We start from the raw sequence: 14,669 nt of genomic DNA on the forward strand, positions 1-14,669 counted from the left end.
GGGGTGTCAGGCCGCGGTGCTCGCGTCGACGGCCAGCCGCAGCTGACGCTGGCGGTGGCGCAGCGCCTCGACGGTGAACACCGCCAGCGCGAGCCAGACGAGGGCGAAGCCGGCCCAGCGCGCGGGCGGCATCTGCTCGCCGAAGATCAGCACGCCGCAGGCGAACTGCAGCACCGGCGTGAGGTACTGCAGCAGCCCCAGGGTCACCATCGGGATCCGGGTGGCGGCGGCGCCGAAGCACAGCAGCGGCACGGCGGTCACCACCCCGGCGCTCATGAAGAGCAGCACGTGGCCGATCCCGTGCTGGCCGAGCTGCGCGGTGCCGCCCACGCCGAGCACGACCAGGTACGCCGTCGCCAGGGGCGCCAGGAGGGCCGTCTCCACGGTGAGGCTCTCGATCGCGCCGACACCGACGGTCTTCTTGATCAGTCCGTAGCTGCCGAACGAGAAGGCCAGCACCAGCGCGACGTACGGCGGGTGCCCGTAGTCCCAGGTCAGCACCGCCACCGCGGTCGCGGCGACCCCGATCGCGCCCCACTGAAGGGGGCGCAGCCGCTCCCCGAGGAGCATGACGCCCATCAGGACCGTCACGAGCGGGTTGATGAAGTAGCCCAGCGAGGCCTCGACCACCCGGCCGTTGTTGACGCCCCAGATGTAGGTCACCCAGTTGACGCTGATCACGACCGCCGCGAGCCCCAGCAGCAGCGTGCTGCGCCGGTCGGCCAGCACCGCGCGCACGGCGCCCACGCGCCGCAGCACGAGCACGATCACGCCCATCGTGACCGCCGACCACACCACCCGGTGGGCCAGGATCTCCACGGCGCCCGCGGGCTCGAGCAGCGGGAAGTACAGCGGGAACGCGCCCCACATGAGGTACGCCGCGGCACCGAACAGCAGACCCCGACGATGCTCCAGCACCCGAGCAGGATAGGCGGCGGCTACGTGTCGTCGTCAGGCGTCCCACGGGGGGCGTGGCGGACGACGGGGACAGCGCGGTGCCCGGACGCACCAGGGCCCCCGCCGATCGGCGGGGGCCCCGGTGGTCGTGCTGTTGCTCAGACGGTGCTCAGACGACGGTCCAGGTGTCGCCGCCGCCGATGAGGGCGGCGAGGCGGTCGCTGGGGTTGTCGTCGTGCCCGCCCTTGGCGGTGGTGATCTGGGCGCGGGCCTGGTCGTCGTACGTGGGGCGCTCGACCTGGCGGAAGATCCCGATGGGGGTCTGGTTGAGGTAGCCCATCTCGGTGAGCCGCGAGATCGCGAAGGCGATCGACGGGTCGGGGTTGTGGGCGTCGTGGACCAGGATCGCGTCGGTGCCGACCTCGGAGACCTCGGCGACGGTGACGCCGCCGGTGGCGGGGTCGCGGATCAGGCCCTTGTGGCCCAGGCCGTCCTCGAGGGTGGCGCCGAAGCGGATCGGCTCGCCGTGCACGAGCGGGATGATCGCGTCGTGCTTGGTGTCGTTGTTCTTGATCGCGTCGAACGCGCCGTCGTTGAAGATCGGGCAGTTCTGGTAGATCTCGACCAGCGAGGTGCCGCGGTGGGCGGCGGCCGCGGAGAGCACCGAGGTGAGGTGCTTGCGGTCGGAGTCGATGGTGCGGGCCACGAAGGAGGCCTCGGCGCCCAGGGCCAGGGACACCGGGTTGAAGGGGTGGTCGACGGAGCCCATGGGAGTGGACTTGGTGACCTTGCCGGCCTCGGAGGTGGGGGAGTACTGGCCCTTGGTGAGGCCGTAGATCCGGTTGTTGAACAGCAGGATCGTCATGTTGACGTTGCGGCGCAGGGCGTGGATCAGGTGGTTGCCGCCGATGGACAGGGCGTCGCCGTCACCGGTGACGACCCACACGGAGAGGTCCTCGCGCGCGGTGGCCAGGCCGGTGGCGATCGAGGGCGCGCGGCCGTGGATGGAGTGCATCCCGAACGTGTCGAGGTAGTAGGGGAACCGGCTGGAGCAGCCGATGCCGGAGACGAACACGATGTTCTCGCGGCGCAGCCCGAGGCCGGGAAGGAAGCCCTGGACGGCCTTGAGCACGGCGTAGTCGCCGCAGCCGGGGCACCAGCGCACCTCCTGGTCGGAGGTGTAGTCCTTGCCGGTCTGGGTGGCGTCGGTGCTGGGGACCAGCTCGGTGCCGGTGCGCAGCGCGGGCAGCCCGAGGTCGGTGCCGGGGTCGGTGGTCGTCACTTCTTCGCCTCCGCGATCTGAGCGGTGTGGGTGCTGACGGGGTTGGCGTCGGTGTCGTCGGTGTCGGTGTTCGACAGGTCGACCGGGACGCCCTCGGCCTTCGCCACGAGCTCGGCGATGGTCTCGGCGAGCTCGGCGGCCTTCAGCGGCAGGCCGCGGACCTGGTTGTAGCCGATCGCGTCGACGAGGTATTCCGCGCGCAGCAGCAGCGAGAGCTGGCCGAGGTTCATCTCGGGGACCAGCACCTTGTCGTAGCGCTTCAGGATCTCCCCGAGGTCCTTCGGGAACGGGTTGAGGTGGCGCAGGTGGACCTGGGCGACGTTGAAGCCGGCCTTGCGGACGCGACGGATGCCGGCGCCGATGGGGCCGTAGGTGGAGCCCCAGCCGATGACGAGGACCTTGGCGGCACCCGAGGGGTCGTCGACCACGAGCGGAGGCAGCGAGTCGGCGATCCGGTCGATCTTGGCCTGGCGCAGCCGGGTCATCTTGTCGTGGTTGTCGGTGTCATAGGAGATGTTGCCGTGGCCGTCGGCCTTCTCCAGGCCGCCGATGCGGTGCTCGATGCCGGCGGTGCCGGGGATGGCCCACGGGCGCGCGAGCGTCTCCTCGTCGCGCAGGTAGGGCCAGAACTCGTCGGGCTCGGCGTCGGGGCCGTTCTCCTTGGCGTTCTTGGCCGACACGTGGTTGGGGCCGGTGGCGAAGTTGGCCTCGATGCGGGGCAGGTCGGCGGTCTCGGGCACCCGCCAGGGCTCCGAGCCGTTGGCGAGCATGCCGTCGGAGAGCAGCATCACCGGGGTGCGGTAGGTGACCGCGATCCGGGCGGCCTCGATCGCGGCGTCGAAGCAGTCACCGGGTGACTGCGGCGCGACGATCGGGACCGGGGACTCACCGTTGCGCCCGAACATCGCCTGCAGCAGGTCCGACTGCTCGGTCTTGGTCGGCAGACCGGTCGAGGGGCCGCCGCGCTGGACGTTGACCACCACCAGCGGCAGTTCGGTCATCACCGCCAGCCCGATCGCCTCGGACTTCAGCGCCACACCGGGACCCGAGGTCGAGGTCACGCCGAGTGCGCCACCGAAGGACGCACCGATCGCAGCACCGATGCCGGCGATCTCGTCCTCGGCCTGGAAGGTGGTGATGCCGAACGACTTGTGCTTGCTCAGCTCGTGCAGGATGTCGGAGGCCGGGGTGATGGGGTAGGTGCCCAGGAACACCGGCAGGTCGGCCTGCACACCGGCCGCGACCAGGCCGTAGGCCAGCGCGAGGTTGCCGGTGATGTTGCGGTACGTGCCCGCGGCCACCGGGGCCGGCTTGACCTCGTAGGAGACCGCGAACGCCTCGGTGGTCTCACCGAAGTACCAGCCGGCCTTGAACGCGGTGATGTTCGCGTCCCGGATCGCGGGGACCTTGGCGAAACGACGGGTCAGGAACGCGATCGTGGAGTCGGTGGGGCGCCCGTACATCCAGGAGACCAGGCCGAGGGCGAACATGTTCTTCGCACGCGCGGCGTCCTTGCGCGAGAGCCCGAACTCCTTGACCGCCTCGATCGTCATCCCGGTCAGGTCGACCGGCTGCACGGCGTACTCCGCGAGCGTGTCGTCGTCCTCGTCGAGGGGGTTGACGCTGTAGCCGGCCTTGTCCAGGTTGCGCTTGGTGAAGTCGTGGGTGTCCACGATGATCGTCGCGCCCTTGGGCAGGTCGCCGAGGTTCGCGCGCAGCGCGGCCGGGTTCATCGCGACCAGCACGTCGGGGGCGTCGCCCGGGGTGAGGATGTCGTGGTCGGCGAAGTGCACCTGGAACGACGACACCCCCGGGATCGTGCCCTGAGGGGCCCGGATCTCGGCGGGGAAGTTCGGCAGGGTCGCCAGGTCGTTGCCGAACGACGCCGACTCCTGGGTGAATCGGTCACCCGTCAGCTGCATCCCGTCACCGGAGTCACCGGCAAAACGGATGATCACCCGGTCGAGCTGCTTGACCGGCTTGGTGGTCTCGCTGGACACCTCGCGCCCACTTCCCTTGCTGTCTTAAGTCGCCTGCTGGCCGCCGATGCCTCGGTCGACCAGACGTCCAGCCGATCGTACTAGGAGTAGGTCGTATCGAATATACGATCCCGCGCTCCGGTCGATGCGGTCCTCACCACGATAGTTCGCCGACGCGGCCGAGCCGATTCGTCTCACCTGTCCGGACGGGTGGTCGCCGTCTCGACCTTCCCCCTCCTCCGGCCTGCCTCTGGCGAGCTCCCGCGCTGCGCGCCGCTCGATCGGTCCAGACCGATCTCGACCTTTTCGGCGGGTTGATGTGCACCAAGACGACAAACATGAGTAATCTGGGCGAGTTAAGTAATGAGCCTCGGTGAGTGCCGCGGCGACGAAAGGGTGCAGATCATGAAGCGGAACCTGAAGACCTGGCTGGCCGGCGGCCTCGCCGGCGGCCTGGCGCTGTCGCTCGCGGCATGCGGCGGGGACGCCGACGGTGGCGACAGCGACACGCTGAGCATCGTCGGCTTCGCCGTCCCCGAGGCGGCCAACAAGGCGATCGGCGAGGAGTTCAACAAGACCGACGAGGGGGAGGGGATTCGGTTCAAGACCTCCTACGGCGCCTCCGGCGACCAGAGCCGTGCGGTCGAGAGTGGGCTGGACGCCGACTACGTCCACTTCTCCGTCGCCAGCGACGTCACCCGCCTGGTCGACGCCGGCCTGGTCGACGCCGACTGGGACGCGGGGGACAACAAGGGCGTCGTGTCGCGCTCGGTGGTCGTCTTCGGTGTTCGCGACGGCAACCCCGAGGACATCCAGGACTGGGACGACCTGATCAAGCCCGGCGTCGAGATCGTCACCCCGAACCCCGCCTCCTCCGGCGCGGCGCGCTGGAACGCGCTCGCCGCCTGGGGCCAGGTCGTCGCGAACGGCGGCACCGAGGCCGACGCGAAGACCTACGTCGACAAGTTCTTCGCCAACGTGGTCTCGCTGCCCGGCAGCGGACGCGATGCGACCACGAGCTTCCTCGGCGGAACCGGCGACGTGCTGATGGCCTACGAGAACGAGGCCATCCTCGCCGCGCAGAACGACGAGGGCTTCGAGTACATCATCCCGGAGACCACGCTGCTGATCGAGAACCCGGGCGCCGTGCTCAAGGACGCCGACCCGGTCGCCCAGGACTGGCTGGACTTCGTGCTCAGCGACGAGGGCCAGCGCCAGTTCGCGCTGACCGGCTTCCGCCCGATCCGCGACGACGTGGACTACGGCGGCACGGTGGAGGGCGCGAAGGACCCCAGCGACCCGTTCCCGGCCGTGCCCAACCTGCTGACGGTCGAGAAGGACTTCGGTGACTGGGACACGGTCTCCACGAAGTTCTTCGACGAGGAGGACGGCCTGATCACCAAGGCCATCGCGGCCTCCGGCAAGGCGGACTGACCAGTCTCTCGGCTGGCGTTCGTCATGGCCACGACCACTGTCGCGAGTGGTCGACCGGCGGGGAAGCGTCCCCGCCGGTCGTCCACGCCCACCAACCTGACCAAGGCCTCCGGCCTGGGCCTGGGTGTGGCGATGATCTGGTTCAGCCTGCTCGTCCTCATCCCTCTCTGCGCGGTGATCATCACCGCCGCCGAGGGTGGCTGGGCCAGCTTCTGGGCCACCATCACCAACGAGCAGACCGCCTCGGCGATCCGGCTGACCGTCCTCACCTCGGCCCTCGTCACCCTCGTCAACGTCGTGATGGGAACGCTCATCGCCTGGGTGCTGGTCCGTGACCGGTTCCCCGGCAAGGCGGCCCTCGAGGTCCTCATCGACATCCCGTTCGCGCTGCCCACGATCGTGGCCGGCCTCGTGCTGCTCTCGCTGTACGGCACCGACAGCCCGCTGGGCGTCGACGTCGCCAACCAGCGCTCCTCGGTGTTCCTGGCCTTCCTGTTCGTCACGTTGCCGTTCGTGGTGCGCATGGTGCAGCCGGTGCTCGAGGAGCTGGAGAAGGACGTCGAGGACGCCGCGGCGTCGCTCGGCGCCAGCAGGTTCACGACGTTTCGCCGTGTCATCCTGCCCAGCCTCGTCCCGGCGATCGCCGCGGGCGCCGCGCTCTCGTTCGCGCGCGGAGTGAGCGAGTACGGCTCGCTGGTGCTGCTGTCCGGCAACCTGCCGTTCAAGACCGAGGTGGTCTCGGTGCGCATCCTCGGCAGCGTCGAGAACGACAACCTGGCCGGCGCGGCCTCGGTGGCCACCGTGCTGCTGGTGATCTCGCTGGCCGTGATCGTCGCCCTCGACGTCATCCAGCGGAAGGTGGCGTCCCGTGGCTGAGACCAACGTGGCCGATCGCCCGGTCCGCGTCGCTCCGCCGCGGGCGCCGCGGCGACGCTGGCGCCCGAAGAGCCCCGCGACGTACCTGATGCGGCTGGTCGTGGTGACCTACCTGGTGCTGCTGGTCGCCTGGCCGGTCGTGCTGGTCGGCACCCACACCTTCGACGACGGGCTGACCTCGGTGCGCGAGATCCTCGAGGACCCCGACGTGACGACCGCGCTGCGGCTGACCGCGCTGGTCGCGGTCTGCTCGGTGGTGATCAACACCGTCTTCGGGGTGGGGATGTCGCTGCTCCTGGTGCGCTACCAGTTCCCCGGCAAGCGGATCCTGAGCGCGCTGATCGACCTGCCGCTGTCGGTGTCCCCGATCGTGGTCGGCGTCGCGCTCGTGCTGGTGTACGGCGGGCGCGACGGGTGGTTCGGTCCGGCCCTGGAGAGCGCGGGGTTCCAGGTCATCTTCGCCACCCCGGGCCTGGTGATGGCGACCGCCTTCGTGGCGCTGCCGCTGGTCATCCGCGAGGTCGTGCCGGTGCTCGAGGAGATCGGCACCGAGCAGGAGCAGGCCGCCCGCAGCCTCGGGGCGAGCTCGGCCCAGACCTTCTGGCGCATCACCCTGCCGGCGATCAAGTGGGCGGTCGTCTACGGCGTCGTCCTCAGCATGGCCCGCTCCCTGGGCGAGTTCGGCGCGGTGAAGGTCGTGTCCGGCAACGTCCTGGGCGAGACCCGGACCGCCACGCTCGTGGTCGAGGAGAAGTACCTCAACTTCGACCAGCAGGGCGCCTACGCGGTGGCCTTCCTGCTCGCGATGGTCTCCGTCGCCTGCATCGTCATCGTCGCGATCATCCGTCCCAAGGAGGAGAAGAGGTGAGCGGCCTGACCGGTCCCCGGTCCGGGCCCGCCTTCCTCCTCGTCCCGCGCCGCGCGGCGTACCCCGAAAGGTTCGTGAACCCATGAGCATCGAAGTCAAGGGAGTGAGCAAGCGGTTCGGTGACTTCGTCGCGCTCGACGACGTCAGCGTGTCGATCCCCAGCGGTCAGCTGACCGCTCTGCTCGGCCCCAGCGGTGGCGGCAAGTCCACCCTGCTGCGGATCATCGCCGGCCTCGAGTCGGCCGACACCGGCAGCATCCTCATCGAGGGCGTCGAGGCGACCAACCTGCCGGCGCAGAAGCGCAACGTCGGCTTCGTCTTCCAGCACTACGCGGCGTTCAAGCACATGAGCGTCGCCAAGAACGTCGCGTTCGGCCTGGAGATCCGCAAGCGGCCCAAGGCCGACGTGGCCCGCCGGGTCGAGGAGCTTCTCGACCTGGTGCACCTCTCGCAGTTCGCCCACCGGCTGCCCGCGCAGCTCTCCGGCGGCCAGCGCCAGCGCATGGCGCTGGCGCGGGCCCTGGCGGTCGAGCCGTCCGTGCTGCTGCTCGACGAGCCGTTCGGTGCGCTGGACGCGAAGGTCCGCAAGGAGCTGCGTGACTGGCTGCGGCGCCTGCACGACGAGGTGCACGTGACGACGGTCTTCGTGACCCACGACCAGGAGGAGGCTCTCGAGGTCTCCGACGAGATCGTGGTGATCAACGAGGGGCGGGTGGAGCAGATCGGCACCCCCGACCAGCTCTACGACGAGCCGGCCAACGACTTCGTGATGGGCTTCCTCGGCGAGGTGACGGTGCTGGACAACCTCCGGCTGCGCCCGCACGACATCGACGTCGCGCTGGTGCCCGGGGACCCGCTGTCCACGCCGGGCACGATCACCCGCCTGCTGCGGGTGGGCTTCGAGGTCCGCATCACCGTCACGACCGCCCAGGGCGACGTCACCGTGCTCATGACCCGCACCGGCGTACGTCAGCTCGGCCTGGCCGAGGGCCAGCAGGTCTGGCTGGCTCCTGCCGCCGGGGCCACCACGGCCCCGGTCCCGGTGGCGGGCTGACGCCCGCGACCCCCGAACGCCGCCCGCCTGAGGAGACTGCACCCCTTCTCAGGCGGGCGGTCCTGCGTCCGGGGCTGCGTCGGGTCGAGGGTCCGCACCGTTGGGGTCGGGCCGTCCGTACGCCCGAGTCGGGCCCATCGGTACGCTGCGGCTCGCCATTTGCCCCCGGGATGCCGCGGCGGATGCCTCTCATTGAGGGGCAGTGTCTGCCCGGGTCTGTGCTCCATTGGCGCCGCAGATCTCCAGCATGGACTACGCGACCGAATCGGCTGTGGGCCGCTTGAGCAACGCTCGCTCTGTGACGGACACGAGTGTCCGCCACCTTCCACATCGGCGCGACGTCGACGCGCCCATGCTGTCGGTAGAGCGGAATTGTGAGCTTAGGTGGCCGGAGCTCCCTACGGGCAAGGCGCAGATGCGGGAGAGTGAGCGGGTGGAAGCTGTCGCCGCCGCCGTTATCTCGGCCTTGCTTGCTCTCGTCGTGAGCGCTGTCGTGCAACTCGTGATTGTTCCCCGGGTGGATATCCGCCGCCGCCGTAACGAGCGTTGGGAGGCGACGCTGATCGAACTCGGGGAGAAGGTGCTCATCAAAGAGCGGGGCTCTCTGGACGCGATCGATCAGGCGGTCCAGAAACTCCTTCATGCGCGTGAGACATGGCAACTCACCCCCGCACAGAAGAACGAGGTCTACGAGTACGAGTACGAGTCCGGGACGCCGGAACTGGCGTGGCACCAGGGCATCAGCGACGCGCATCGACTCATCGACGCCGCCTTCGCGGCGCATGACCGCGAGATGGTTGCTCTGGGGTGGCTGTTCACGAAACTGGAAGCAGACGCCCCTCGGGGGGTGGGTCTAAAAGGAATGCGGCGCGCGTACTCGACGTTCTGCCGCACGGCCGTCGCCCTCCAGGACGCTCGAACGATCGACGGGTTCGGCGAATATACGCCTCTGAGCGAGGCCGGTTGGGATGGGATCTATCTCGAGGTGATCCCGATCTTCGACGCCCATCGGGCAGCGCGGGACGGGGTCGTTCGGGAGGTAAAGCGGCTCCTCATCTCTCAACAAGCAGGTAAGCGGATTCAAATGTCCGACCCCTATCAGGACGCGCGCCAAGAATGGGGTGACCGTTTCTAGGCGTGTATCCCTGGCAGGCTGCCGGTTCCTGACGGTGGTACTCGGTTGTGAGTGATCGGCGTTCTTGTGGCGGCGCTCGGCATGCCGGTCCTCCGCCTGGCGGATTGGCGCAGGTGCCGTCCTTTAGGCAGCGCGGTGGCAACGTTCTGGTGGAAGTCCCGTTTCGGTTGCGGGACGCGATGCGCGTTGGGTGAGCAGTTACGCGATCTTGCGATGACTGCGGACCCTGGGCTGCTGTCATCGTCGCTCGCCTCGCTGGTTGTCGGCGGGCCGTCGGGGCGAACCGGGCAGGCTCCGGTCGCGTTTCGCCTGCTGTGCGTTCGCGGACCTACGTACTGGCGAGCCGTCGGCACCACGACGGCGCTGGTCCCCGTGGCGGGCTAGTCCCGCCACCCCCTGAACGCCGCCCGCCTGAGAAGACTGCATCCCTCCTCAGGCGGGCGGTCCTGTCTCGGTCCCGTGCAACGCGGGGTTATCGACGCTTCGCACGTGTTTACGGCGTGCGAAGCGTCGACAGCGCAGGCGAGCTTGGCGTTGCGGCCAGTCGACGCTAGTCCCGCGGCCACTCTGGTGGGCTTTGCGGCCCGTCCCATAGCGGTCAGTGGTGGGAGTTCAGATCGCGTAAACCGGGTGGGTGCGATGCCATTCCTCGTCGGCAGGGACCAGGTGGGCCCAGAGCTGATTGAGTTCTCCGCTCACGACCTCTGCCTGCCAGACGAGCCACCCGAGGGCATCCGGCTTGTACCTACGCACGGTGTGCTTGCCACGGTTGTAGGAGTGAACGTGCATCTCGCCCTGCTCCCAGGTGGGCATCCCATGGGCCAACTGGTTGCGAAGAGCGATGACTCGAGTGAGCACCGGGACGACAAAGGGCCACCGGTCGGGGTCGTGGCGCCGGATGATGCTCTCGATCATGTCGATGCGCACGCTCGCCGGTAACCGGCTGTAGACCTCAGCAGCGAGCTCTGAGGCAAGGAAGATGTGCCGCGCCGCTCGGACCGCTAGGACGTCGTTCATCGTCAAGTCGAGGATCGTCGCACGCTCAAGCACCAGTGACCGGAATGCGTGCTCGTTCGATGGTGACACTGGCCCGCCCAGATGCTGGTGTAGGTGATCTACCAAGCGCAGAGACTCCACGTGGCGCACAGTACGCGTGCAATTGGCTGTCTCGTCGCGAGTCCGAGCACCCTGTGGTCGGTCCTCGGAGTTAACGGGAGCGGAGGGGTGCTCGCCGCCCGCCTGAGGAGACTGCACCCCTTCTCAGGCGGGCGGTCCTGTCCCTGCCCCCGCTGGTAACGCGGGGTTATCGACGCTTCACGCGCGTTGTACGGCGTGCGAAGCGTCGACAGTGCGTGCGAAGACGGGCGAGCGCCCCGGCGTACGGCTCAGCGGTAGTTGGTGAACTGCACCGCGAAGTCGAGGTCCTGGCCCTTGACCAGGGAGATGACGGCCTGGAGGTCGTCGCGCTTCTTGGAGCTGACCCGCAGCTCGTCGCCCTGGATCTGCGCCTTGACCCCCTTGGGGCCCTCGTCGCGGATGAGCTTGGAGATCTTCTTGGCGTCCTCGGAGGAGATGCCCTCCTTGAGCGTGATCGAGATCTTCGACAGCTGCCCCGACGGGCGGGGCTCGGAGGCGTCGAGGACCTTGAGGCTCACGTCGCGCTTGACCAGCTTGCCCTTGAAGACGTCGAGGACCGCGTTGGCGCGGTCGTCGGCGGAGGCGGAGATCTCGATGGCGTGCTCGCCGGCCCACTCGATGGTGGCACCGGTGCCCTTGAAGTCGAAGCGGGTGGCGATCTCGCGCGCGGTCTGGCCCAGCGCGTTGTCGACCTCCTGGCGGTCGATCTTGCTCACGATGTCGAACGACGAGTCGGCCATGACTGCTCCTCGGTTGGGGCCGGGACCGTCCCGACCGGGACGGACACCCCGGCATTTTTCATCTGCGGTTGTGCCTACGCTATTGTTTCGTCTCGTTGTCGTCCCGCCAAGCCGGGCCGGCAGCACCATGAGGCAGGTTGCCCGAGCGGCCAATGGGAGCGGACTGTAAATCCGTCGGCTTACGCCTTCGAAGGTTCGAATCCTTCACCTGCCACAGCAGCGCCCCCGGTCCACCAGGACCGGGGGCGCTTGTGGTTTTCCGGGTACGCAGCGCTCGCGGACGGCGTCGTTCGGATAGTCCGCCACACAGGGGTCGAGAAATCCGCGATCGACGACCCTGGTGTGTCGGACTACCGGTCTGCGCCCGCATGCGCTCGACAGGTCCGCGCCACGGCGACCGTGGCAAGCAGGGTCCTTGAAACGTCAGACCACCCTGCGGTTCACTGGCGCCTCCCGGGCGACCGACACGCCCCGCTCCCGTGAGGTGAGGATGTCCCTGTCCGGCGACGCGACCGCGCTGCTCGTGGTCGACATGCAGAACGGCTTCCTCGACCCCGCCGGGTCCATGGCCAGGATGGGCATGCCCCACGAGAGCCTCCAGCCGGCGATCGCGGGGTGTGAACGGCTCGTCGCCGGCGCCCGCGCGGCCGGGATCCCGGTCATCTTCACGCGCTACGTGTACCTGCCCGGCCACCTCGACGGCGGACTGCTGCCCACCGAGCTCCTCCCGCAGATGCGGGAGGTCGACGCGCTCGTCACCGGCACCTGGGATGCGGAGATCATCCCGGCCCTGACGCCGCGATCCGGCGAGGTGGTCATCGACAAGTCGCGTCCCAGCTCCTTCTACGGCACCCAGCTCGAGCCCGTGCTCACCAGCCAGGGCATCCGGCAGCTCGTGATCGCCGGCGTCACCACCAACATCTGCGTGGAGACCACCGCACGCGACGCGGGGCAGCGCGACTACCGGGTGCACGTGCCCGCCGACGCCTGCGCGGAGTACGACGTGGCGCGCCACGACCACGCGTTGACCACGATCGGCTTCACCTTCGGGTGGGTGACCTCCGTCGAGGACGTGCTGGCGCACTGGTCCTGAGGGACCCGGGGCCCGCGGCTGCCACCCCGGACGCCATGTGGAGCGCCCCCGGTCCACCAGGACCGGGGGCGCTCGGTACGTCCGCTGCAGGACTGTCGTCTCGGGCTCAGCCCAGCCACATGTCGCAGTGGTGCTCGGTCACGAACGCGTCTCCCGCGATCACCCGGGTGCGCCCGCCGGCGAGGAACGGCAGCCGCTGCTCGCGGTCGTGGCCAGTGGCCGATCATCACTCCGCTGAGCCGGAGCTGCGCCCGATTGAGCGACCCGACGATCTCGGACTGCCACAGGTCTCGCGGTCCAGGCGCCCCCTGTCGGTCTCAGGGCGCCGGTGCGACCTCGTCCCACAGGCCGCAGCCGTGCTGCGCGTCGATCGCGGCGTGGGTGACGACCCGTGCCGTGGGGGCGGTGAACTGCAGCATCCGCCCCTGGGGGCGGTAGCGCGGCCAGTGCGGTGCGTAGCGCGGGTCGGGGCTGCCATCGCGGGCGAACTCGCCCCAGTAGCTGATCATCTGGTCGGAGAGCGCGAGCTGGTCGGTGGACAGCGGCAGCGAGGTCCCGAGGTAGTCCCACAGGTAGCCCAGCTCGTTCACGTGCGTCGCGCCGAAGGGGTAGTCGGTGTCGAGGAGCCAGATCGAGGTGAACGGCGGCCCGTCCTGCTCGGCGAACTCGTAGGCGTAGGTCGTGGTGTCCGCGCCCAACCGGTCGCGCAGGGTCTGGTCCCGACACGCCCGCTGGTCGCTCTGGACGTCACCCCATGCGACGGTCGGGGAGAAGTAGTCCTCCACCTGGTACGCCGCGCGGACCCGGTCGGCCTGCTCGCCGTACGTCGTGGTGAGGAGCTCGTCGAACATCTCCGGGGTGATCGGGTTGCCGACGTAGTCGTAGGCGCCGAAGACGCTCTGCTGCGACTCATCGGAGTTGGCGCCCACGATGACCGGGAGGTCGGTGAGGCGGCGGGCCTTCATCAGCTCGACCGGGTCCCTCGGCAGCACCCGGGTCCCGGCCACCGGTCCGGACTGGCGCACGGTCGTCTGTGCGGCCAGGACCTCGGCGGGGGAGGCGGCGCGCAGGCAGGCGACCTGGGTGGCGGGGGCGGCGCAGCCGAGCTCGGCGGCGAACCGCTCGCCACTGGTCCGGGCGGCCTCGAGGGTCCGCGCCGGGTTGCCGCCGCCGCTGTGGAGCGCGGCGCGGTCGAAGAGGCCACGGGCGCCGGGCGAGGCCAGCTGCGCCACCGTGTTGCTGGCGCCGGCGGACTGCCCGGCGAGGGTGACGTTGTTCGGGTCGCCGCCGAAGGACCGGATGTTGCGCTCGACCCAGCGCAGCGCGGCCTGCTGGTCGAGCAGTCCGAAGTTGCCGGTCGAGCCGTCCCGGTTGTCGGCCTCCAGTGCCGGCGTGTCCAGCCACCCCATCGCGCCGATGCGGTAGTTGATGGTCACGTAGACGACGTCTCGGCGGGTCACGAACTTCGACGGATCGGTGTCGCGCCCGGCCCCGCCCACGTTGCCGCCGCCGTGGTTCCACACGAACACCGGCAGGTTCTTCGAGCGGCTGCCGCTGGGGCGGTAGACGTTGAGGTAGAGGCAGTCCTCGGTCAGGGTGGGCTTGTCGTAGCCGGGGTCCCAGCCGGTGCCCTGCACGCAGGATCCGCCGAACTCGGTGGCGTCGCGGACCCCGGACCAGGCCTGCGCGGGCCGGGGTGCCCGCCAGCGCAGGTCGCGCACCGGCGGCGCGGCGTACGGGATGCCCTTGAACGACGTCACCATCGCCGCCGCCTCGCCGCGCACCAATCCCTTGTCGGTGCGGACGACGGGGTGCTGACCGCGGAAGGCGTCGCGCGCCGAGGTCCGGGTCTTCTGCTCATCGGGAGCGCCGGTGGCGAGCGCGCTCACCGGCACTGTCACAGCCGTCGCGAGGGCCGCGCTGAGCACGGCGACCCGCAGGGTCTTCCATCGTTCTCTTCTCACCCTGGTCTCCTCCGAGAAAGGCGTTCCCGGTGAAGCACCGCGGAGCCCGGGAACCGACGAGTGGGTCCCGGCGCCTCCGCCGCCGAGGATGTGACGCGTATCACATTCGGGAGGCTAGGAGGTGACTTCAGGGCTGTCAAGGATTGCCGAACTGGCCGAAGAATCATCAACCAATGAACGTTTTGCATGGCCTCACCCGTGGAGGTGGCG

The 14,669-nt window shown here is 69.3% G+C and carries 12 protein-coding genes and 1 tRNA gene; 7 read left to right on the forward strand and 6 right to left on the reverse strand.

Features of this window, described 5'->3' with window-relative positions; genetic code table 11:
- Window positions 1-6 precede the first annotated feature (6 nt).
- The 3 genes from rarD to HBO46_RS02320 form a co-directional block, all read right to left on the reverse strand.
- On the reverse strand, window positions 7-918 hold the full coding sequence (rarD, locus tag HBO46_RS02310) for an EamA family transporter RarD (RefSeq protein WP_166137282.1): 912 nt from the start codon (window positions 916-918) through the stop codon (window positions 7-9).
- A gap of 148 nt (window positions 919-1,066) precedes the next feature.
- A complete protein-coding gene (locus tag HBO46_RS02315; RefSeq protein WP_191480192.1) occupies window positions 1,067-2,179 on the reverse strand; it encodes a 2-oxoacid:ferredoxin oxidoreductase subunit beta in 1,113 nt (370 codons plus the stop codon).
- The gene (locus HBO46_RS02320; RefSeq protein WP_166137279.1) at window positions 2,176-4,179 is read right to left on the reverse strand and encodes a 2-oxoacid:acceptor oxidoreductase subunit alpha; all 2,004 of its coding nucleotides are present in this window, start codon (window positions 4,177-4,179) and stop codon (window positions 2,176-2,178) included. Before HBO46_RS02320 ends, HBO46_RS02315 begins: the two co-directional genes overlap by 4 nt.
- Window positions 4,180-4,563: 384 nt before the next feature.
- On the opposite strand from HBO46_RS02320, the gene HBO46_RS02325 reads away from it, so the two are divergent.
- The 5 genes from HBO46_RS02325 to HBO46_RS20725 all read left to right on the forward strand — a co-directional run bounded on the left by HBO46_RS02325 (window position 4,564) and on the right by HBO46_RS20725 (window position 9,525).
- Window positions 4,564-5,592, forward strand: a complete 1,029-nt coding sequence (locus tag HBO46_RS02325) for a sulfate ABC transporter substrate-binding protein (protein ID WP_166137276.1) — start codon at window positions 4,564-4,566, stop codon at window positions 5,590-5,592.
- Window positions 5,593-5,616: 24 nt separating this feature from the next.
- The gene (gene cysT, locus HBO46_RS02330) at window positions 5,617-6,468 is read left to right on the forward strand and encodes a sulfate ABC transporter permease subunit CysT (protein ID WP_166137273.1); all 852 of its coding nucleotides are present in this window, start codon (window positions 5,617-5,619) and stop codon (window positions 6,466-6,468) included.
- Window positions 6,461-7,336, forward strand: a complete 876-nt coding sequence (locus HBO46_RS02335; RefSeq protein WP_317983889.1) for a sulfate ABC transporter permease — start codon at window positions 6,461-6,463, stop codon at window positions 7,334-7,336. The genes cysT and HBO46_RS02335 overlap by 8 nt, the downstream gene beginning before the upstream one ends.
- 82 nt (window positions 7,337-7,418) lie before the next feature.
- The gene (locus HBO46_RS02340) at window positions 7,419-8,390 is read left to right on the forward strand and encodes a sulfate/molybdate ABC transporter ATP-binding protein (protein WP_166137270.1); all 972 of its coding nucleotides are present in this window, start codon (window positions 7,419-7,421) and stop codon (window positions 8,388-8,390) included.
- A gap of 433 nt (window positions 8,391-8,823) precedes the next feature.
- Window positions 8,824-9,525, forward strand: a complete 702-nt coding sequence (locus HBO46_RS20725) for a hypothetical protein (RefSeq protein ID WP_243731551.1) — start codon at window positions 8,824-8,826, stop codon at window positions 9,523-9,525.
- A gap of 612 nt (window positions 9,526-10,137) precedes the next feature.
- Here HBO46_RS20725 and HBO46_RS02350 read toward each other — a convergent pair.
- The gene (locus HBO46_RS02350) at window positions 10,138-10,662 is read right to left on the reverse strand and encodes a hypothetical protein (RefSeq protein WP_166137267.1); all 525 of its coding nucleotides are present in this window, start codon (window positions 10,660-10,662) and stop codon (window positions 10,138-10,140) included.
- A gap of 248 nt (window positions 10,663-10,910) precedes the next feature.
- Window positions 10,911-11,402, reverse strand: coding sequence for a YajQ family cyclic di-GMP-binding protein (locus tag HBO46_RS02355; protein ID WP_166137264.1), 492 nt, complete (start codon window positions 11,400-11,402; stop codon window positions 10,911-10,913).
- 131 nt (window positions 11,403-11,533) lie between these two features.
- Between HBO46_RS02355 and HBO46_RS02360 the strand changes: the two genes are divergently transcribed.
- Window positions 11,534-11,616: transfer RNA gene (locus HBO46_RS02360), tRNA-Tyr, on the forward strand.
- Between the two features lie 276 nt (window positions 11,617-11,892).
- The gene (locus tag HBO46_RS02365; protein WP_166137261.1) at window positions 11,893-12,495 is read left to right on the forward strand and encodes a cysteine hydrolase family protein; all 603 of its coding nucleotides are present in this window, start codon (window positions 11,893-11,895) and stop codon (window positions 12,493-12,495) included.
- Window positions 12,496-12,812: 317 nt separating this feature from the next.
- On the opposite strand, the gene HBO46_RS02370 is transcribed toward HBO46_RS02365, so the two are convergent.
- Window positions 12,813-14,459: a carboxylesterase/lipase family protein gene (locus tag HBO46_RS02370; RefSeq protein ID WP_166137258.1), complete on the reverse strand. Its 1,647-nt coding sequence runs from the start codon at window positions 14,457-14,459 to the stop codon at window positions 12,813-12,815.
- Window positions 14,460-14,669: the final 210 nt, after the last annotated feature.

The organism is Nocardioides ochotonae (genome assembly GCF_011420305.2).
Classification (GTDB): Bacteria; Actinomycetota; Actinomycetes; order Propionibacteriales; family Nocardioidaceae; genus Nocardioides; species Nocardioides ochotonae.